Origin of the sequence: Streptomyces sp. NPDC020845, from assembly GCF_044334165.1 — a bacterium.
Lineage (GTDB): Bacteria > Actinomycetota > Actinomycetes > Streptomycetales > Streptomycetaceae > Streptomyces.
Window position 1 is genome coordinate 481,920 of sequence record NZ_JBIRSJ010000003.1, and the last position, 19,662, is coordinate 501,581.

Below are 19,662 nucleotides of genomic sequence, written 5' to 3' on the forward strand. Positions count from 1 at the left end.
CCGGACACGGCCGTCCGTCCTTGGGGGCTGTGGGGGCTGTGAGGGTTCGGTCGCTGGGGGGCTACCGCAGCCTTGGGGGCAGCCAGTCCAGCTGGACCTCCTGATGGACGGGTCCGCCGCCCTCATGGTCGTTGAACGAGTACACCTCGATGTGCTTGTCCTCGACCGCGTAGGCGTTGTACGCGGCGAACACGGTGGACGGAGGGCAGGTCTGGTCCTCCAGCGCGGTCGAGAAGAGCGCCGGCGCCCGTCCCCGGGCGGCGAAGTGGACCCCGTCGAAGTACGAGAGCGTACGGAAGATCCGCTCGTCCCGGCCGCGGTGGGTCTTGAGGTAGTTGCCGATCTCGCGGTACGGATCGCGGTCGGTCAGCGTCGCCGCCCGCCGGAAGTGGCACAGGAAGGGCACATCGGGGGCGATCGCGACCAGGTCGGGCACCAGACCGCCCACGGCGAGCGTGATGCCCCCGCCCTGGCTGGAGCCGGTGACCGCGGTACGGGCCGGGTCGGCCAGCGGATGGGACCGGGCCGCCTCCACCGCACGTACGGCGTCGGTGAAGACCCGCCGGTAGTAGTAGTCCTCGGGGTTCTCGATCCCCCGGGTCATGAACCCCGGGAACGCGGGCCCGGAGCCGACTGGATCCGGGGTGTCGCCGCTGGCCCAGCCGCTGCCCTGGCCGCGGGTGTCCATCACCAGGTGGGCGAAGCCCGCGGCCGGCCACAGCAGATGGGTGTGCGCGAGCCCGCGTCCGCCGCCGTAGCCGATGTACTCGACCACGACCGGCAGCGGCTCCCGGGCCCCGGCCGGATGCAGAAACCAGCCCTTGACCGGGTGGCCGCCGAACCCCGCGAAGGTGACGTCGTACACCGCCACACCGGTGAGCGCCGTGGCGACGGGCTCGAAGGTGGCGTTCAGATCGTGCTCACGGGCCTCGGCGAGAGTCTTCTCCCAGAACCGGTCGAAGTCCTCGGGCTCGGGGACGCGCGGCCGGTAGTCGCGCAACTGGTCGAGCGGAAGGTCGAACAGGGCCATGGGCAGGCAGCTCCCTTCATGCCGCTGCGAAGGAAACCATCGCGCGACAGCCCTGACAAGGGGGCGGGGAGCGCGGCGCAGGGCCGTACGGCCCGGTCAGATGGGCAGCAACGCCCCGGCGCGCTTGACGGTGCGGATGACCGGGGCCGTCTCCAGGGAGCGGATCGCGTCCAGCGAGGCGATCCGCTCGGTGAGATAGCGCGCGAGATGCCGGGCGTCCCGGCAGCTGACGGCGCCGAGGAGATTGGTCGGGCCGGTGGTCATGGCCACCAGCGACACCTCGGGGTGTTCGGCCAGCGCCGACGCCACCTCGGCCAGCCGCGACGGGCGCACCGACATCCACAGCCGCGCCTCGGCGCGGAAGCCGAGCACGGCGGGCGGTATGTCGACCAGGAAGGCGAGCACCCCGGCGCGGCGCAGCGCGGTCAGCCGGCGGCGGACCGTGGAGTCGGACCAGCCGGTGGCGGACGCCAGTTCGGCATAGCTCGCCCGGCCGTCCCGGGACAGCACATCGAACAGCGGTTGATCCCCGTCGTCCAGGGTGACCGCGCCGTCGGCGTCATCGAGCGGTGGTGGGCTGAGCAGCGCGGTCTGCTCCGGGGTCAGCCGGGCGGGCCCCGCCCAGCTGTCGGGCAGGGCGGAGTGGCCGAGCAGCAGATGGGCGGAGATGGCGGTGATCCGGCCGGTACGGGGGAGCCGGTGCAGCAGCAGCGCGTCGCTCTCGTCGCTTGAGCGGGTCTGGGCGCTGCACGAGATCTCGGTGCCGCCCGAGAGCAGATGGACATACGAGGTGTCGGGGCGGGCGGCCAGCGCCCGGGCGATGGCGCCCGCCGCGTCCGGGGTGCACTGCAGACGGATGGTCCAGGCGTTGTAGCCGAGCCGGCCGCCGTTGAGGGCGCCCACCACGCGCAGCACCCCGGCGGAGCGCAGCCGACGGTAGCGGCGGGCGACGGTGTTCTCGGAGACGCCGAGGGCTTCGCCGAGCGTGCGCAGCGGCGCCCGGCCGTCGATCTGGAGGGCGTGGACCAGGCCCCGGTCGATGTCGTCGAGGGTGACGGTATCCGTGTTCATCGGCCGTCAGCATGCCAGTTTGCACCCCATTCGAGCCCTCTGAGGGGGGCCTTCGCCTCTAAGCTGACGTCAGGTACTCGCTACAAGTGCTCGCTCGTGAAAGGAAGCATGTGAACACGAAGGCCGAAACGTTCGAGTTTCAGGTCGAGGCGCGCCAGCTCCTGCAGTTGATGATCCACTCCATCTACTCCAACAAGGACGTCTTCCTGCGGGAGCTCATCTCCAACGCGTCCGACGCCTTGGACAAACTGCGGCTGGAATCGCTCCGTGGCACCGACCTGCACGCGGACACGTCCGATCTCCACATCGAGCTCGAAGTGGACCAGGAGCGCCGCACGCTGACCGTGCGCGACAACGGCATCGGCATGTCGCACGACGATGTGGTGCAACTCATCGGCACCATAGCCAAGTCCGGCACCGCCGAGTTCCTTCGCGAGCTGAAGGACTCGAAGGAGGAGTCGAAGGACGCCGCGGCCTCGCAGGACCTCATCGGGCAGTTCGGCGTCGGCTTCTACTCCGGCTTCATGGTGGCCGACCAGGTCACGCTGGTGACCCGGCACGCGACCGAGAGCCAGGGCACCCGCTGGGAGTCCACGGGCGAGGGCACGTACACCATCGAGGCGGTCGACGAGGCGCCCCAGGGCACCTCCGTCACTCTGCGGCTGAAGCCGGAGGACACCGAGGACCACCTCTACGACTACGCCTCCCCGCATAAGCTCAAGGAGATCGTCAAGCGATACTCCGACTTCATCACCTGGCCCATCCGCATGACCGCCGAGTCGACGAACACGGCCACGGCCACGGATGCGGAGAAGGACGGGGACGGGGAAGGCGAGGCCGAGGCCGAGACTCCGCCCGAGCCCGAGGTCGAGACGCTCAACTCGATGAAGGCGCTGTGGGCGCGCTCCCGGGACGAGGTCACCGACGACGAGTACCACGAGTTCTACAAGCACATCAGCCACGACTGGACCAACCCGCTCGAGACCATCCGCATGCAGGCGGAGGGGACCTTCGAGTACCAGGCGCTGCTGTTCATCCCGTCCCAGGCCCCGCTGGACCTGTTCATGCGGGAGCGCAAGCGCGGTGTGCAGCTCTACGTCAAGCGCGTGTTCATCATGGACGACTGCGAAGAGCTCATGCCGGAGTATCTGCGCTTCGTCAAGGGTGTCGTCGACGCGCAGGACCTGTCGCTGAACGTGTCCCGCGAGACCCTTCAGCAGGACCGCCAGATCCAGCTGATGCGCCGGCGCCTGGTCAAGAAGGTGCTGTCGACGGTCAAGGACATGATGTCCGCCAACGCCGAGGGCTACGCGACGTTCTGGCGGGAGTTCGGCCGCGCCGTCAAGGAGGGCCTGCTCGACGACTTCGAGAACCGCGACGCGATCCTGGAGATCTCCTCGTTCGCCTCGACCCATGACGCGGAACAGCCCACCACCCTGCGGCAGTACCTGGACCGTATGAAGGACGGGCAGCAGCACATCTACTACGTGACGGGCGAGTCGCGCTCGATCATCGAGAGCTCGCCCCATATGGAGGCCTTCCGGGCCAAGGGCTACGAGGTGCTGCTGCTCACCGATCCGATCGACGAGATGTGGGTCGGGTCGGTGCCGGAGTTCGACGGCAAGCAGTTCCAGTCGATCGCCAAGGGCCAGGTCGACCTCGACACCGAAGAGGAGAAGAAGGAGGGCGAGGCCGAGCGCGAGCAGCGGCAGAAGGACTTCGCCGAGCTGCTGTCCTGGATGACGACGACCCTGAGCGAGCAGGTGAAGGAGGTGCGGCTGTCCTCCCGCCTCACCACCTCGCCCGCGTGCATCGTGGGTGACACCCACGACGTCACCCCGGCGCTGGAGAACATGTTCCGAGCCATGGGCCAGGACATGCCCCAGATCAAGCGCATCCTCGAGCTCAACCCCACCCACCCGCTGGTGACCGGCCTGCGCGAGGCCCACGGCGCGGACGGGAGCGCGGACGGGCTGGCGGAGATGGCCGAGCTCATCCACGGTATGGCGCTGCTCGCCGAGGGCGGCGAACTCGGCGACCCGGCACGCTTCATCAAGCTGATGTCCGACCGGCTGCAGCGCACGCTGTAGCGCGGACACCGTACGGGGGGAGGTCGGCCGGACCTCCCCCCGTACGCATCACTCCTCCGCGGCCGCGACCGCTACGGCGTTCAAGATTTGCTCGCCGTACTTGGCCAGCTTGTTCTCGCCGACGCCGCTGACCGCGCCGAGCTCCGCCAGGGTGCCGGGCGACAGCGTCGCGATCTGGCGCAGTGTGGCGTCGTGGAAGATCACATACGCCGGGACGCCCTGCTCCTTGGCGGTGGCCCCGCGCCACGCGCGCAGCCGCTCGAACAGCGGCACCGCCTCCGGCGGCAGGTCCACCGGGGCGGCGGCGCGGCCGGACTTGGTGGACGACGACGAGGACTTCGCGGCCCGTGGCGCCCGCTCCGGCTCGCGCCGCAGCATCACCTGGCGCTGCCCGCCCAGCACCTCCCCGCTGCTCTCGGCGAGCACCAGCGTGCCGTAGTCGCCCTCCACGGCGATCAGCCCCTGGGCGAGCAACTGGCGCACCACGCCCCGCCATTCGGCCTCGCGCAGCTCCGTGCCGATCCCGAACACGGACAGCGCGTCATGGTCGAACTGGATCACCTTCGCGGTTTTCTTGCCGAGCAGGATGTCGATCACCTGACCGGCGCCGAACTTCTGGTTCCGCTCCCGCTTGAGCCGTACGACGGTCGACAGCAGCTTCTGCGCGGGGACGGTGCCGTCCCAGGACTCCGCGGGCGTCAGACACGTATCGCAGTTGCCGCATGCGGTGCTCTGCTGACCGAAGTAGGCCAGCAGCCCCACCCGGCGGCACTCGACCGTCTCGCACAGCGCCAGCATCGCATCGAGGTGGCTGCCGAGGCGGCGGCGGTGGGCCGCGTCGCCCTCCGAGCCGTCGATCATCTTGCGCTGCTGGACGACGTCCTGGAGGCCGTACGCCAGCCAGGCGGTGGAGGGCAGCCCGTCCCGCCCGGCCCGGCCCGTCTCCTGGTAGTAGCCCTCGACCGACTTGGGCAGATCGAGATGGGCGACGAACCGTACGTCGGGCTTGTCGATGCCCATGCCGAACGCGATCGTGGCGACCACGACCAGCCCGTCCTCCCGGAGGAACCGCGCCTGGTTCTCGGCCCGGGTCCGGGCGTCAAGGCCCGCGTGGTACGGCAGCGCCTCGATCCCGTTCTTCACCAGGAACTCGGCGGTCTTCTCGACCGAGGCACGCGACAGGCAGTAGACGATGCCCGCGTCCCCCTGGTGCTCGGTGCGCAGCAGCTCGAGCAGCTGTCGCTTGGGGTCGTTCTTGGGCGCGATGCGGTACTGGATGTTCGGCCGGTCGAAGCTCGCCACGAAGTGGCGGGCGTCCTGCAGCTTGAGCCGGGAGGCGATCTCGGAGTGGGTGGCCTCGGTGGCGGTCGCGGTCAGCGCGATGCGCGGCACATCGGGCCAGCGCTCGTGCAGCTCGGACAGCGCCAGATAGTCGGGGCGGAAGTCGTGCCCCCACTGGGCCACACAGTGCGCCTCGTCGATGGCGAACAGCGAGATCGAGCCCCGGCCCAGCAGCGAGAGCGTCGACTCCACCCGCAGCCGCTCCGGCGCGAGGTACAGCAGGTCGAGCTCGCCCGCCAGGAATTCCGCCTCGACCAGCCGCCGCTCGTCCAGGTCCTGGGTGGAGTTGAGGAAACCCGCCCGTACGCCGAGCGCCCGCAACGCGTCGACCTGGTCCTGCATCAGCGCGATGAGCGGTGAGACGACGACGCCGACGCCGCGGCGGACGAGCGCGGGGATCTGGTAGCACAGCGACTTGCCGCCGCCGGTCGGCATCAGAACCAGGGCGTCGCCCCCGGCCACGACATGGTCGATGATCTCTTGCTGATCGCCCCGGAACGCGTCATAGCCGAAGACCCGGCGCAGCACACGCAGCGCGTCGCTCATATCGCCCGAGTCCGGATCTCTGGTGTCCAGGCTGCTGGGGGGCGAGTCGCTGATGGCACCGTTCGTGAGGGGATCGTTTTCGGGGAGAGGCACCCGGCGAGTCTAGTCGGCCGAAAGGGTGGATCGGGCCGCGTGACGACCGCCGGTGCGCGCCGGTTGGGGATGGCTGTGAGTGGGCAGTGTGGCCGTGAGGCAGACGGACTAGTCATGCCCGCGTCAATGACCGCGCGGCGTAGCCGCGTATCGATACCGTCCTTACCCCACGAGGAGGCCGATCGTGAGATCAAGCAAGGCTCTGCGCGCATTACCCGCCGTCGCGGTGGCGGTGCTCGCCCTGGCGGGCGGCCAAGCGGTGGCGGCGCCCGCGTCCGGGGCGGCGCAGCAGCAGGTCATTGCCGCGAGGGTGCTGACGTACGACTCGTCCCAGGCCGCGGAGTTCAAGGACGCCGTCACCAAGGGCGCCGCGATCTGGAACGACAGCGTGGCGAACGTGGAGCTCAAGCCGGTCGCCTCGGGGCAGCGGGCCAACATCCGCATCATCGCGGACAACGGCTGGCCGCGTACCGCCACGACCAGCCTGGGCAGCGGCACGATCTACTTCGGTCGGCAGGCCGTCGACGAGGGCTACAACACCGTGCGGATCTCGTCCCACGAGCTCGGCCACATCCTGGGCCTGCCGGACATGAAGCCCGGCCCCTGCTCGAGCCTGATGTCCGGCTCCACGGCCGGTACCTCGTGCACCAACCCCAACCCGAACGCGGCCGAAAAGGCGGAGGTCGAGGACAACTTCGCCGGCGCGCTCGCCTCCTCGGCGGCCACGCGCGACCTGCTGTTCGTGGACTGACCCACCACGCGGGCCGGGAGCACCCCTCCCGGCCCGCAGCTTTGTGCCCACCGGTCCGGGGGAGCGGTACCTAGTGCCGCATCAGCCAAGGTTTGCCCCGCTCGCCGCCCTGGCACGCACGCTCGCTGCGTTGGCCGAAAACCCGAGTAGGCCCTTCCCCAAGCTCTCGGCTTCGCTCGAGCAGGGGATACCCCATCCGAACCTTCCGGCCGCCTTGCGATCGCACGCACCAGGACGCCTCGCTATCGGGCAAACCTTGACTGACGCGGCACTAGCCCTCGGTGTCCGGCGGGGGCCCCGTCGTCCCGCGGACGACCAGGGTCGGGGACACCGTCATCAGCACGGACCGCGTACGGCCCTCGATGCGCTCCAGCAGCAGCCGGGCCGCCGTCGTGCCCATCAGGCCGCCCGCCTGGTCGACGCTGGTGAGCCGGACCGGGGCGAGCGCGGCGACGGCGGTGTTGTTGTAGCCGACCAGCGAGAAGTCCTCGGGGATCCGCAGCCCCAGTTCGCGCGCGGCGCGGAAGACGCCCATGGCGGCCACGTCCGCCCCTCCGAAGACCGCGGTCGGCCGGTCCGCCGAGGCCAGCAGCTCCATCCCGGCCCGGTAGCCGCCCTCCTCGGAGAACGCGGTCATCGCGACCCGCGCCAGGTCCTGGAGCCCGTGCCGCCGCATCGCCTCGTGATAGCCGCGGCGCTGGACCCGCTCGGGCGTGCCCGACCAGCCGCTGCCCCGGTTGCCGGGGGTGGAGGTCAGGGCGATCCGGCGGTGGCCGAGCCGGACCAGGTGGTCGATCACCAGGCCCGCGCCGAGGGCGTCGGCGTCGACGACCGAGTCGTGTTCCTCCGCCACGTCGTGGTGGCCGATCACCACCGTGGGCACGGTGGCCGCCGTGCGCAGCACCTCGGTGCGCGGAAAGCCGGGGCCGATGAGGATCAGCCCGTCCATCTGGCGGTCCACCAGGGCCCGGGCCAGCCTGGTCTGGTCCTCCTCACCGAAGCCGGCCGCGCCGATCAGCACCTGGTAGTCGCCGCCCCGCAGCTCGGTGTTGACGCCCTCGAGGATGTCGGCGAAGAAGGCGTTGCGGATGTTGTCCAGCAGTACGCCGATCGTGTACGTACGGCCGCGCATCCCGCGGGCGGCCGCATGCGGGCGGTAGTCGAGCTCGGCCATGGCCGCGCGCACCCGTTCGCGCATCTCGGGGCTCACCCCGTAGGCGTTGCGCAGCACCTTGGACACGGCTGATGTCGAGACCCCGGCGTGCAGCGCGACATCCGTGATCGTCACGCGGCGCTTGCCGCTCGTGGGCGCCATGGGGTCTATCCCTCCGGTGTCCTGTGAAACGGTCTACAGAACGCCACTGTACGCCGTCGAAGAGGGCGCGCCGCCGATGGCCGCCCGTAGTGCTTTTCACATCGTTACCTGCCCGTGACTTGACCCCCGCACTCTCCGCACCTCACCTTTGAGTCGTTTCAATTCGGAGAACGTTCTACACACGTATTCTCCGAGTCGGGACTCCGGAGCATGTCAAAGAAGACGGGAGCCACCGGATGACCATGGATCAATCCACCCAAGCCACCTCGGCCGAGGCCGAGGGCACCGTCAGCCGTCAGCAGTGGAAGTGGTCGGTCCTGGCCGGCATGGCCTCGTATCTGGACGCGGGGTCGATCGTGGCGCTGGGCGCGGGCCTGGCGCTCTTCCAGGACGAACTCGGCCTCAGCGACTCCGGCCTCACCGGCGTCGGCGCGCTCGCGGCCATCGGGCCCAACGCCATCGGCGCGGCCGTCGGGGCCTTCATCGGTGGCCGGCTCGGCGACAAGCTCGGCCGTAAGCGGATCTACCAGTGGGATCTGCTGGTCTACGCGGCCGCGATCCTGTGCATCGCGTTCGCCGTCAACCCGGCGATGCTGTTCATCGGCACCTTCGTGGTGGGCGTGGCGGTGGGCGCCGACGTGCCGACCTCGCTGGCCCTGGTGGGGGAGTTCTCGCCGGCCAGGGCCCGGGGCAAGCTGCTCGGGTTCACCCAGGTCGCCTGGAACGTCGGGCCGATGATCGTGCTCCTGCTCGCGCTCGCGCTCTCCTCGCTGGATCTGCTGGGCATCCGCATCGTCTTCCTCCATCTGTTCGTGGTCGCGCTGATCACCTGGGCGCTGCGCAGAGGGATGACCGAGTCGGCGGTGTGGAAGGCCGCCGCGGACAAGGCGGACAAGGCGGCCAAGGGGACGGCCGCCGCGGCGGCCGGGGTGCGGGAGCTGTTCCGCGGGGCGCATCTGAAGGCGCTGCTGTGGACCGGAAGCTTCTACCTCTTCTGGAACCTGGCCGCGGGCACCGCGGGCCTGTTCACCCCGTACATGGTCAAGAACCTGGGCGCGGGGGGCCAGGGGACGAGCGTGGCGCTGTCCTGCGCCGGGTTCGGCGTCGGCATCGCCGCGACCGTCCTGGTGTTCATGCCGCTGACCGACCGCGACCACCGCACCCGCCGGATGCTGTGGGCCGTGGGCGCGGTGATGCAGATCGCCGCCTACGCGCTCTTCCTGTGGTTCCCCTTCACCGTCCCGACGATCCTCCTCAACACCTTCCTGTTCGGCGTGGGGGCCGCGCTGGCCGGTGAGGCGGTCTACAAGACGTTCAGCCAGGAGCTCTTCCCGACCATGCTGCGCGGCACCGCCCAGGGCTTCACCTTCGGCACGGCGCGCACCTGCCTGGGCATCTGGAGCTACTTCGTGCCCCACCTCGCCGACTCGGGCATCTCCACCATCGCGGCCCTGCTGACCGCGTTCCTCGTCATCAGCGGCGGCATCGGCTACTTCTTCATGCCGGACACGGCCGGGAAGTCCCTGGACCGCATCGAGGCCGAGCGCCGGGCGGCCGCGTGACGCCGGACGCGGACGAACTGCTCTCCCGGTTCACCGACCCCGCACCCGAATACGGGCCGCTGCCGATCTGGTGGTGGAGCGGTGCGAAGGTGACCCGGGAGCGGCTGCGCCGGCAGATGGCGGAGCTGACCTCCCAGGGCATCCGGCAGGCCGTGGTGATGTGCCTCGCGCCGACCGGCCCGACCTTCGGCTCGCTGGCGGACGACCCGCCGTATCTGAGCGAGGAGTGGCTGCGGCTGCTCGACGGGGCCTGCGCGGACGCCGACGAGCTGGGGTTCAGCCTGTGGATGTACGACCAGATCGGGTTCTCCGGCGCCAACTTCCAGGGTCAGCTGACCGCCCGTAACCCCGAGTTCGCCGGGCTCGCCCTCTACCGTACGAGCGCATCCGCGGAGGGCGGCGAGACCGTGCTGCGCCCGCCGACCGGCCACACCGCGCTCGCCGCGTACGCCGTCCCCGTCGCCGTCCCCGCCGGGGCCGGCGGCGGGGACGGCGGCGCCGCGGCCGGGCGGGTCGCGGTGCCGGTGCGCGGCGGCGCGGCCCGCTGGAGCGGCGGCCCCGCCGAGATCACCCTGGTGCACAGCGGGGTCAGCGGCTTCGACTACTTCGGCGAGGCCGCCTGCGCGGCGCTGCTCGACCGGGTGCACGGCACCCTGGAGCGGCACGTCGGAAAGTGGTTCGGCCGCGCCATCGGCGGCTTCTTCCAGGACGAGCTGCCCGCCATGCCCACCTGGGGCCGCGACTTCGCCGCGAGCTTCGCCGAGGTGTACGGCTACGACCTGGTGCCCGAGCTGTGGGCGCTGTGGGAGGGCGAGGACCCGCACGCCGCGCGGGTGCGCCGCGACTACCAGGAACACCGCGCCCGGCTGGGCCGCCGGGCCTTCTTCGACCCGCAGGAGGCGTTCTTCGCCCGGCACGGCCTGGTCTGCGGTTTCGACCAGCCCTCACCGGCCCGCGAGGGGGACCCGGTGGGCGGTGTCCGGGTGTACGGCGACTACCAGGGCACCCACGCCGGATACGGGGCGCCGGGCAGCGACCACTGGGGCGACGCCAAGGCGCACAGCTCGATGGCGCACGCCTTCGGCCATCGGCGCACCTGGATCGAGGCGTTCCACTCCTCCGGCTGGGGCGGCACGCTGGAGGAGACGTACGACTGGCTCGCGCCCTTCCTGCGCCGCGGCGCCACCCTGTACGACCCGCACGCCGTCTACTACAGCACCGTCGGCGGCTGGTGGGAGTGGGCGCCGCCGTCCACCTGCTGGCGCCAGCCGTACTGGTCCTCGTACCACGTGTTCGCCACCGCGGTGGCGAGGCTGTGCTCCGTGCTGACCGAGGGCACCCATGTGTGCGACACGGTCCTGCTCTCGCCGACCACGACCGCCCAGGCGTATCTCACCCTGGACGGTCCGCTGGCCCCGGCGACCGAGGCGGGGCGGCTCTATCACGAGCTGAACGGCGTCAACTGCTGGTTCGCCGAGCGCCGTGGGGTGCTGGAGCGCGCGGGCCTCGACCACGACACCTTCGACGAGAACACGCTCGCCGGAGGCGAGGTGACCGCCGATGAGGCGGGCCCCGCCCTGGTCATCGGCCAGGAGCGGTACCGCACCGTGGTGCTGCCCGGGCCGTCGGCCCTGCACGCCGCGGCGGCCCGTACGCTGGTCCGCTTCGCGGCGGCGGGCGGCCGGGTGGTGTGCGTGGCCCGGGCACCCGAGCTGTTCCCCGGCGGCCCCGACAGCGATGGTGCGGAGGCCGCGGGGCTGTTCGCCGACGCCGTCGCGCGGGGCCACATCACGGTCGTCGAGAGCGCCGAGCAGGTGCCCGCCGCGGTGGCCCGGGGCCCGGTCCGGGTCAGCGCCGACGCGCCGTATCTGCTCCGCCGCCACGGCGACGCCCTGGTCCTGGCCCTGGTCGCGCACGACGACCGCAGCGGCACCAAGGCGCCGATCGTCGCCTTCCCCATGGGCGACTGGCCCACGGACGGCTTCTCCTGGGAGCGGTACTGGGAGCAACTGCGCACCGAGGGCTATGACTTCGTGCCCGCCGACGGCCGTACGGCCCGGGTGCGCCTGGAAGGCCCGGACCGGCCGCGCGCCCAGCGCTGGGACCCGGGCACCGGCCACCGCACCGAACTCGCCGTGACCCGGGCGCCGGACGGGGCCTGGCTCCTCGAGGTGCCGTTCGAGGACGGGGCGGTGGCGCTGGTGGTGCTCGCCGAAGAGCTGCCCGAGCCGACCCGCGCCCCCCTCGGCCCGGCCACCGGCACCATCCCGCTGCCCGGCCCCTGGCGCGGGCTCGCCACCTCCACCCTGGACAACAGCGACGGGGACCTGGCGGCCGCGAACCGCACGGGGATGCTGCCCATCGAGGTGTGGAGGCTGGAGCACAAGGACGAGCGGGGCTGGTCGCCCGTCACGGCCGGCTTCGGCCCGTTCGCCCTGGTCAGGGGGGTGGGATCGGACGAGTGGCGGCCCGCGGTGTGGTCGCTGTCCCGCGGCATCCCCGACGACCCGCTGCACGACGAACGGCTGGGCCCCAAGGGATACGTCCCCGAGGAGTTCCTGGACTGGCGCGCCGTCCCGGCGGGCGGGCGTGTCGCGGTCCGTACGCATCTGACGATCCCCGACCGCGACGGGCACGCCGGACTCGACGGGCACGCCGGACTCGACGGGCTCGACGGTCTCGGCGGGCTGCACCTCGCGGTGGGCGCGGGCGCGGTTCGCCGGGTGCTGCTCGACGGGGCGGAGCTGCCCGTGGAGGGGGAGGGGTACCGCACCCTCAGCCCGCTGCCGCCGTCCGCCCGCGGCCGTACCGTCGCCCTGGAGATCGAGCTGACGGCCGTCGAGGACGGGCCGGTGCGCGCGTCGTTCGCGGTGGTCGGCGACCCGGACGCGTACCGCCGCCCCGAGTGGATGGAGGCCGGGGACGGTTCGGTGCCCGGCCGCACCCACGAGCTGACGCTGCGGGCCCGCTTGGACCGGATCCCGGACGACCCGGTCGTCCAAGTGGCCGCCGACGGCGCGTGTGCCGTGCTGGTCAACGGCGTCGAGGTGGGCCGCCAGGGCGACTTCGCCCCGTATCCGGGACACCGCGACATCCGCGTCCACGCGTACGACCTCGGCGAGTTGCTGTGCGTCGGCGAGAACACCCTCACGCTGCGGGTCACCGACGCGGGCACCATTCCGACCGGGGCGGCCCTCGACTCGGCCCCGGTGGCGCGCGGCGGCCTCGGCTGGATCAGTGGCAGTGGCGGTGGCAGTGGCGGCGGCGGGTGGCGGGCGAGCCACGACGGCGCACCCGTGCCGCTGCGGCTGCGGATCGCCAGCGGCGGCCGCGATCCGCGGTGGATCTGCTCCTGGGCCCGCCCCCATCCGCTGCCCGGCGCCCACTGGCTGGAGCCGGCCGCCGCCCCCGGCGGCGTGGCCCTGCCGCTCGTACCGGACCTGGCACCCGGGCCCGAGCGCGTGGAGTGGCTGCGCTTCCCGGCCCCGCTCGGCACGACGGCGCTGCGCGTGCCCACCCCGCTGAGCGTCACGGTCCTGGTCGAGGGCCGGGAGTACGCGACGGACGGCGACGGGTGGGTGCGGCTGCCCGCCCCGCTGGCCGCCGCCACCCCGGTGCTGCTCAAGGTGGTCGCGGTGGACGGCCGCCGGGGCGGCGCCCTGCTCGACGCGGCGATCGAGGCCGAGGTCGCCGAGGCCGAGGTGGAGCTCGCGGCCTGGGAAGAGCTCGGCCTGCGCGCCCTGGGCGGGCGGGTCCGCTACCGCACCACCGCCCAACTGCCCGCCGCACCGGCCGGGCGCACCCTCCTCGACCTCGGGGAGGTCCGCGGCACCGCCGAGATCCGTGTCAATGGCGCCCCGGTCGGCCGCCGGGTGTGGGGGCCATGGGCGGTCGAGGTCACCGACGCCCTGAGGGCGGGCGACAACGACATCGAGATCGTCGTGAGCGGCACGCTCGCCGGGTATCTCGACGACGCCTCGCCGACCCGCGCGGTCGCGGCGGGCCAGATACGCGCGGGCCTGTTCGGTCCGGTCCGACTCGTCCAGTCCGACTGAAAAGGAAGTGAACCAGCGTTGCAGGTCACCACACCGGTCTTCGAACACCATCGGGAACCGCTCGGCATCGGCGAGCCCGAACCCCGGCTGAGCTGGCGCACCGCCACCGACGCCGAGGGCTGGCAGCAGACCGCGTACGAGGTGCGGGTGTGCGCCGAGGACGGCACCGAACTCGCCGCGCCCGGGCGGGTGGAGTCCGCGGAGTCCGTGCTCGTCCCCTGGCCCGGCCCGGCGTTGCGCTCCCGGCAGCGGGTGGCCGTACGGGTCCGGGTCTGGGGCACCGGCAGCGACGAGCCCTCCGCGTGGTCCGAACCCGCCCACGCCGAGACGGGGCTGCTGCAGCCCGAGGACTGGACGGCCCGCCCCATCACCCCCGGCCGGTCCCAGGCGGACGGCCCGCGGCCCGCCGCCCTGCTGCGCCGCGAGTTCACCGTCCGCGGGCCGGTGGCGGCCGCGCGGCTGTACATCACCGCCTGCGGTGTGTACGAGGCCGAGCTCAACGGCGTACGGATCGGGGATCACGTACTGGCGCCGGGCTGGACCTCGTACGCCCACCGGCTGCGGTACCAGACCTTCGACGTGACCGATCTGCTGCGCGAGGGCGCGAACGCCGTCGGCGCGCTGGTGGGGGAGGGCTGGTATGCGGGCCGCATCGGCTTCAACGGCGGGCGGCGCGCAATCTGGGGCGAACAAACCTCGCTACTGGCCCAGTTGGAGATCGCTTACGCCGACGGGACGCGGGAGACCGTGGCCACCGACCCCGACTGGCGGGCCGCCACCGGACCCGTGCTGCGCTCGGAGATCTACGACGGCGAGGTGTACGACGCCCGCCTGGAGCGCGACGGCTGGTCCCGCCCCGGCCATGACACCACCGGCTGGAGCCCGGTCGAGCAGACCGACCCGCCGGCCGGGGAGCTGGTGGCGCCGACCGGCCCGCCGGTCCGCCGCGTCCAGACCCTGGCGCCGACCGAGGTGATCACCACTCCGTCGGGCCGTACCGTCCTGGACTTCGGCCAGAACCTGGTCGGGCGGCTGCGCATCACGGTCAGCGGCCCGGCCGGGCACACCGTCACCCTGCGCCACGCCGAGGTGCTGGAAGGCGGCGAGCTGGGGGTGCGGCCGCTGCGCGAGGCCGAGGCCACCGACGTCTACACCCTGCGCGGCGAGGGCACCGAGACCTACGAGCCGCGGTTCACCTTCCACGGCTTCCGCTACGCCGAGGTCACCGGCTGGCCGGGCTCGCTGGACCCGGCGGATGTGCGGGCCGTGGTGGTGCACACCGACATGGCGCGCACCGGCTGGTTCTCCTGCTCCGAGTCGCTGGTGGAGCGGCTGCACGAGAACGTCGTATGGAGCATGCGCGGCAACTTCCTGGACATCCCCACCGACTGCCCGCAGCGCGATGAACGCCTGGGCTGGACCGGCGACATCCAGGTGTTCGCGCCGACCGCCACCTTCCTCTACGACTGCTCCGGCATGCTCGCCGGCTGGCTGCGCGACCTGTCCGCCGAGCAGCTGGCCCACCCCGAGCAGGTGCCGCCGCTGGTGGTGCCCGACGTCATACCGCCGGAGTTCGACGGCTTCCCCAGGGCGCAGGCCGTCTGGGCGGATGTCGCGGTGCTGCTGCCGTGGGTGCTGCACCAGCGCTTCGGCGATCTGGGGCTGCTGCGCGACCAGTACCCAGGTATGCGCGCCTGGGTGGAGACCGCCGCCCGGTACGCGAGCGAGGGCGGTGGGTTGTGGCGCGACCACCACCACCTGGGCGACTGGCTCGACCCGACGGCCCCGCCGGACCGCCCGGAAGCCGTCCGTACGGACGGCGATCTGGTGGCGGGCGCCTATCTGGTGCGCTCGGCCGAGGTGCTGGCCGAGACCGCCCGGCTGCTGGGCGAGGCGGACGACGCGGTCCGTTACGACGAGCTGGCGAAGGAGGCGCGGTCGGCCTTCCAGGAGGAGTTCGTGACCCCGGCCGGACGGCTGTCCTCCGACGCCCAGACCGCGTACGCGCTGGCGCTGTGCTTCGCACTGCTGCCGACCGAGCGCCAGCGGGCGGGGGCCGGGGCGCGGCTGGCCACGATCGTGCGGGACGCGGACTTCCGGATCGCCACGGGGTTCACGGGCACCCCGCTGATCTGCGATGCGCTGTGCGCGGCCGGTGAGCCGGAGCTCGCCTACCGGATGCTGCTGGAGCGGGGCTGCCCGTCCTGGCTGTACCCGGTCACCATGGGCGCGACCACCGTCTGGGAGCGCTGGGACTCCATGCTGCCCGACGGCGCCATCAACCCCGGCGAGATGACCTCCTTCAACCACTACGCGCTCGGCGCCGTCGCCGACTGGCTCCACCGCACCGTCGCCGGGCTGGCCCCGGCCGCCCCCGGCTGGCGGCGGCTGCGTATCGCGCCCGTCCCCGGCGGCGGGCTCGACCACGCCAAGGCAGCCCATCTGACCCCGTACGGGCGGGCCGAGGCGGGCTGGCGTTACGAGCGTGGCGAGGGCGACAGCGGTCATCGGCTGGTCGTCGAGGTGCTGGTGCCGCCGAACACCCGGGCCGAGGTCCAGCTGCCGGGCGACGCAGAACCGTTCGAGGTGGGCTCGGGGCGGCACACCTTCAGACGGTGACGACGTCCACCTCGGGCAGGGCCCGGAAGGGCGCGAGCTGGTCATCGGTGGCGCCGTCGTCGGTGACCAGCGTCCAGGGTCCGGTCAGCGGGGCCCAGGCGGTGAAGGGCGACTGACCGAGTTTGCTGCTGTCGGCCAGTATGTACAGCTGTCCGCCGCGCCGGGCCATCAGCTCCTTGAGCGCGGTCTGCTGCAGGCTGGCCTCGCAGATGCCGAGCTTCGCGTCGAGGCCGTCGGCGCCCAGGAACACCTTGTCCGCGGTGAGCCGGGTCAGGGTCAGCTCGGCGAGCGGGCCGACGAAGCCCTGGCTGACGTGGCGCAGCGTCCCGGCGAGCGTGATCAGCTCGATGCCGTCGGCCTCGGCCAGCTCCCGCAGGGCGGTCAGTCCGCTGGTGATGACGGTGAGTTCGGTCCGGCCGCGCAGATGGTGGGCGAGCCGTCCGGTGGTGGTGCCGGCGTCCAGGATGACGGTGTCGCCCTGGGCGATCCGGGCGGCTGCCCAGCGCCCGATGCGGTCCTTCTCGGCCACGGCCAGGCCGCTGCGCTGGCCGAGCGTCGGCTCGGCCGTATGGCCCGCGCTCATCGCGCCGCCGTAGGTGCGGGCGATGGTGCCCTGCTCGGTGAGCAGGGCCAGGTCCCGGCGGATCGTGGACGGGGTGACGTCCAGGGAGCGGGCCAGTTCCTCGACGACGACGGTCCCGTCGGTCTGGATCATGCGGGCGATCAGCGCACGGCGGTCCGGGGCCCGCAGCCTTCTGGGATCCTCCGCCCCGGTCGGCGCGGCCGTCGTGCGTGATGTGCGCGAACTTGCCGGACTCATGCGTGTCATCCTCTCCGCGACCGGCCGCCGCGACTGGCCGCGATTGGCGGGCTACCTTATCAGTCTGCGCATTACGCGCCATTTCTCCTGCGTGATTGTCCGGAGTCTTGCGTGGTGCGTGCAGTCATGCGAGCGTTTCGCTCGCAACATGCATGAGGTGGGGAGCTGATGAGAGAAGCTGAGAGCATGACCAATTCCCCCGCCGACTTCGCGGCCCGCCTGCGCGCACGCCAGCGGATCCTCGGTTACTGGGTCGTCCTCGACAACCCGGTCGGCACCGAACGCCTGGCCGGGCTCGGCTACGACTACGTCTGCGTGGACGCCCAGCACGGCCTCCTCGACTACAAGGGCACCCTCGGCGCGATGACCGCCATCGACGCGCGCGGCGTCAGCGCCGGGATGGTCCGGGTCCCGGCCAACGACGGCTTCTGGATCGGCCAGGCCCTCGACGCCGGTGCACGCGGGGTGATCGTCCCCCTGGTCAACACCGCCGAGGAGGCGGCCGCCGCCGTCAGCGCCTGCCGCTACCCGCCGCACGGCGTCCGCAGCTACGGCCCGATGCGCTCGGGGCTACGGGTGGGCCCGACCCCGGCCGAGGCGAACGAGCAGGTCGCCTGCATCGTGATGATCGAGACCGCGCAGGCGCTCGGTAACACCGCGGAGATCTGCGCGACCCAGGGGCTCGACGGCGTCTACATCGGCCCCTCCGACCTGACCATCGCCCTCGGCGGGCGCACCTCCACCGACACCTCGGTCAGCGAGGAGTTCGAGGCGGCGCTCGCGAAGGTGGCCGAGGCCGCGAAGTCGGCGGGCATCGCGGCCGGGATCCACTGCCCGAACGGCGCCACGGCCGCCAAGCGGCTCGCCCAGGGCTTCACCTTCGCCACGGTCAGCAGCGACCTGGTCCACCTGGAGCAGGCCGCGGCCGGCCACCTGCGCGACGCCCGCGACTGACCGCCGCCGCACCCCGCCCCCGCGCCCGCGCAGGGGCGGGGCCGCGCTACTGGCGCTCATCTTCGCCGAGCGTCGTGAGCAACTGCCCGACCAGGGGGTTCGGGTCGTTTCTGCGCCAGGCGACGGCGACCCGGGTACGGGCGGTGGCGGGCCTGAGCCCGCGGAAGGCGACACCCCTGAGGCGGATGCGCCGGATGCTCGCCGGGGCGAGGGAGACACCCAGGCCGGTTTCCACGAGGGCGCACACCGTCTGCCACTCCACCGCGTGCTGGGCCACTCGGGGGGTGAAGCCCGCCGCCGCGCACAGGCCGGTGATCCGGTCGTACAGCCCGGGGCCGACCTCGCGGGGCAGCAGCACGAAGGGAGAGTCTGCCAACTGCGCTGTCTCCACGGTCCGCCCGGCGGCCAGGGGGTGGGCGGACGGCAGTACGGCCACGAAGGGCTCGCTGAGTACGGTCTCGAAGCCGAGGTCCGGCTCGTCGGTGGGGGGCTCGCGGAGCAGGCCGATATCGATGGCCTTGTCGCGCAGGGCGGCGATCTGCGGCGCGGTGGTCATCTCGTGGATGCTCAGCCGCACTTCGGGAAACCGCTGCCGGAAGGTGCGCAGCAGACCGGGCAGGACGGTCAGGGCGAGGGAGGCGGCGAAGCCGATCCGCAGACAGCCGGCCCGGCCGCTGCCGACGGCGCGGGCCGCGGCCAGGCCCTCGGCGAGGTCGCCGAGGGCCCGCCGGGCGGCGGGCAGCAGTTCGCGGCCCGCCGGGGTGAGGGCCACACGTCCCGGCTCGCGGCTGAACAGCGCATGGCCCACCTTGTCCTCCAGGCGGCGGATCTGCTGGCTCAGCGGTGGCTGGGCGATGCCCAGGCGGGTGGCCGCGCGGCCGAAGTGAAGTTCCTCGGCGAGTACGGCGAAGGCGTGCAGCTGGGGCAGGGGGAGTTCGGGGCGCTCCATACGCCTAGAGATATCAGCTCATGCCTGTGCTCGTATTAGACGTATCAGCGCTGGTCGCCTAGCGTGCGGCGCATGACGGAGCGACGTGCGATCCTCAGCGGATCGATCTTCGAGGAGCAGATCGGCTATGCCCGCGCCGTGGTCGACGGCGACTGGGTGCATGTGTCCGGGACCACCGGATTCGACTACACCACGATGACCATCTCCGACGATGTGGCGGTCCAGGCCGAGCAGTGTCTGCGCAATATCGAGACCGCGCTGGCCGAGGCGGGGTGCACCTTCGCCGATGTGGTGCGGGTGCGCTATCTGCTGCCCGACCGGGCCGACTTCGAGCCCTGCTGGCCGGTCCTGCGCCGCCGCTTCAGCGAGGTCCGGCCGGCCGCCACGATGCTCATGTGCGGCCTCGCGGACCCCCGGATGAAGATCGAGATCGAGGTGTACGCGCGGCGCACCGCGGCGTAAAGGG

13 protein-coding genes are annotated in these 19,662 nt (G+C 72.1%); 7 read left to right on the forward strand and 6 right to left on the reverse strand.

Features of this window, described 5'->3' with window-relative positions; genetic code table 11:
• Window positions 1–61: 61 nt before the first annotated feature.
• Both ACH4U7_RS09325 and ACH4U7_RS09330 read right to left on the reverse strand, forming a co-directional pair.
• A complete protein-coding gene (locus ACH4U7_RS09325) occupies window positions 62–1,030 on the reverse strand; it encodes an acetylxylan esterase (protein ID WP_398527352.1) in 969 nt (322 codons plus the stop codon).
• A 96-nt stretch (window positions 1,031–1,126) separates the two neighbouring features.
• Entirely contained in the window at window positions 1,127–2,101 is a 975-nt protein-coding gene (locus tag ACH4U7_RS09330) for an Lrp/AsnC family transcriptional regulator (protein ID WP_398527353.1), read from the reverse strand.
• Window positions 2,102–2,271: 170 nt separating this feature from the next.
• Here ACH4U7_RS09330 and htpG point away from each other — a divergent pair, with 170 nt between their 5' ends.
• On the forward strand, window positions 2,272–4,191 hold the full coding sequence (gene htpG / locus ACH4U7_RS09335; protein ID WP_398527510.1) for a molecular chaperone HtpG: 1,920 nt from the start codon (window positions 2,272–2,274) through the stop codon (window positions 4,189–4,191).
• 48 nt (window positions 4,192–4,239) lie between these two features.
• On the opposite strand, the gene recQ is transcribed toward htpG, so the two are convergent.
• On the reverse strand, window positions 4,240–6,078 hold the full coding sequence (gene recQ / locus ACH4U7_RS09340; protein WP_398527511.1) for a DNA helicase RecQ: 1,839 nt from the start codon (window positions 6,076–6,078) through the stop codon (window positions 4,240–4,242).
• Between the two features lie 277 nt (window positions 6,079–6,355).
• Between recQ and ACH4U7_RS09345 the strand changes: the two genes are divergently transcribed.
• A complete protein-coding gene (locus ACH4U7_RS09345; protein ID WP_385613090.1) occupies window positions 6,356–6,922 on the forward strand; it encodes a snapalysin family zinc-dependent metalloprotease in 567 nt (188 codons plus the stop codon).
• A gap of 271 nt (window positions 6,923–7,193) precedes the next feature.
• Here ACH4U7_RS09345 and ACH4U7_RS09350 read toward each other — a convergent pair whose 3' ends face one another.
• Window positions 7,194–8,237, reverse strand: coding sequence for a LacI family DNA-binding transcriptional regulator (locus tag ACH4U7_RS09350; protein WP_398527354.1), 1,044 nt, complete (start codon window positions 8,235–8,237; stop codon window positions 7,194–7,196).
• A gap of 236 nt (window positions 8,238–8,473) precedes the next feature.
• Here ACH4U7_RS09350 and ACH4U7_RS09355 point away from each other — a divergent pair, with 236 nt between their 5' ends.
• Genes ACH4U7_RS09355 through ACH4U7_RS09365 form a run of 3 tightly spaced genes read left to right on the forward strand, consistent with a single transcriptional unit; the run spans window position 8,474 to window position 16,473 of the window.
• Window positions 8,474–9,799 carry an MFS transporter gene (locus tag ACH4U7_RS09355; RefSeq protein ID WP_398527355.1) on the forward strand — a complete coding sequence of 442 codons (1,326 nt, stop codon included), beginning with the start codon at window positions 8,474–8,476 and terminating at the stop codon, window positions 9,797–9,799.
• Entirely contained in the window at window positions 9,796–13,854 is a 4,059-nt protein-coding gene (locus ACH4U7_RS09360) for a hypothetical protein (RefSeq protein WP_398527356.1), read from the forward strand. The genes ACH4U7_RS09355 and ACH4U7_RS09360 overlap by 4 nt, the downstream gene beginning before the upstream one ends.
• Window positions 13,855–13,872: 18 nt before the next feature.
• A complete protein-coding gene (locus ACH4U7_RS09365) occupies window positions 13,873–16,473 on the forward strand; it encodes a family 78 glycoside hydrolase catalytic domain (protein WP_398527357.1) in 2,601 nt (866 codons plus the stop codon).
• On the opposite strand, the gene ACH4U7_RS09370 is transcribed toward ACH4U7_RS09365, so the two are convergent.
• Window positions 16,463–17,293 (reverse strand): DeoR/GlpR family DNA-binding transcription regulator, encoded by an 831-nt coding sequence (locus ACH4U7_RS09370; RefSeq protein WP_398527358.1) that lies wholly within the window; start codon window positions 17,291–17,293, stop codon window positions 16,463–16,465. The two genes, ACH4U7_RS09365 and ACH4U7_RS09370, sit on opposite strands and share 11 nt — an antisense overlap.
• Window positions 17,294–17,479: 186 nt before the next feature.
• Here ACH4U7_RS09370 and ACH4U7_RS09375 point away from each other — a divergent pair, with 186 nt between their 5' ends.
• Window positions 17,480–18,247 (forward strand): HpcH/HpaI aldolase/citrate lyase family protein, encoded by a 768-nt coding sequence (locus ACH4U7_RS09375; RefSeq protein ID WP_398527359.1) that lies wholly within the window; start codon window positions 17,480–17,482, stop codon window positions 18,245–18,247.
• Window positions 18,248–18,293: 46 nt separating this feature from the next.
• On the opposite strand, the gene ACH4U7_RS09380 is transcribed toward ACH4U7_RS09375, so the two are convergent.
• Window positions 18,294–19,196 (reverse strand): LysR family transcriptional regulator, encoded by a 903-nt coding sequence (locus ACH4U7_RS09380; RefSeq protein WP_398527360.1) that lies wholly within the window; start codon window positions 19,194–19,196, stop codon window positions 18,294–18,296.
• A 72-nt stretch (window positions 19,197–19,268) separates the two neighbouring features.
• Here ACH4U7_RS09380 and ACH4U7_RS09385 point away from each other — a divergent pair, with 72 nt between their 5' ends.
• Window positions 19,269–19,658 (forward strand): RidA family protein, encoded by a 390-nt coding sequence (locus ACH4U7_RS09385; protein WP_398527361.1) that lies wholly within the window; start codon window positions 19,269–19,271, stop codon window positions 19,656–19,658.
• Window positions 19,659–19,662: the final 4 nt, after the last annotated feature.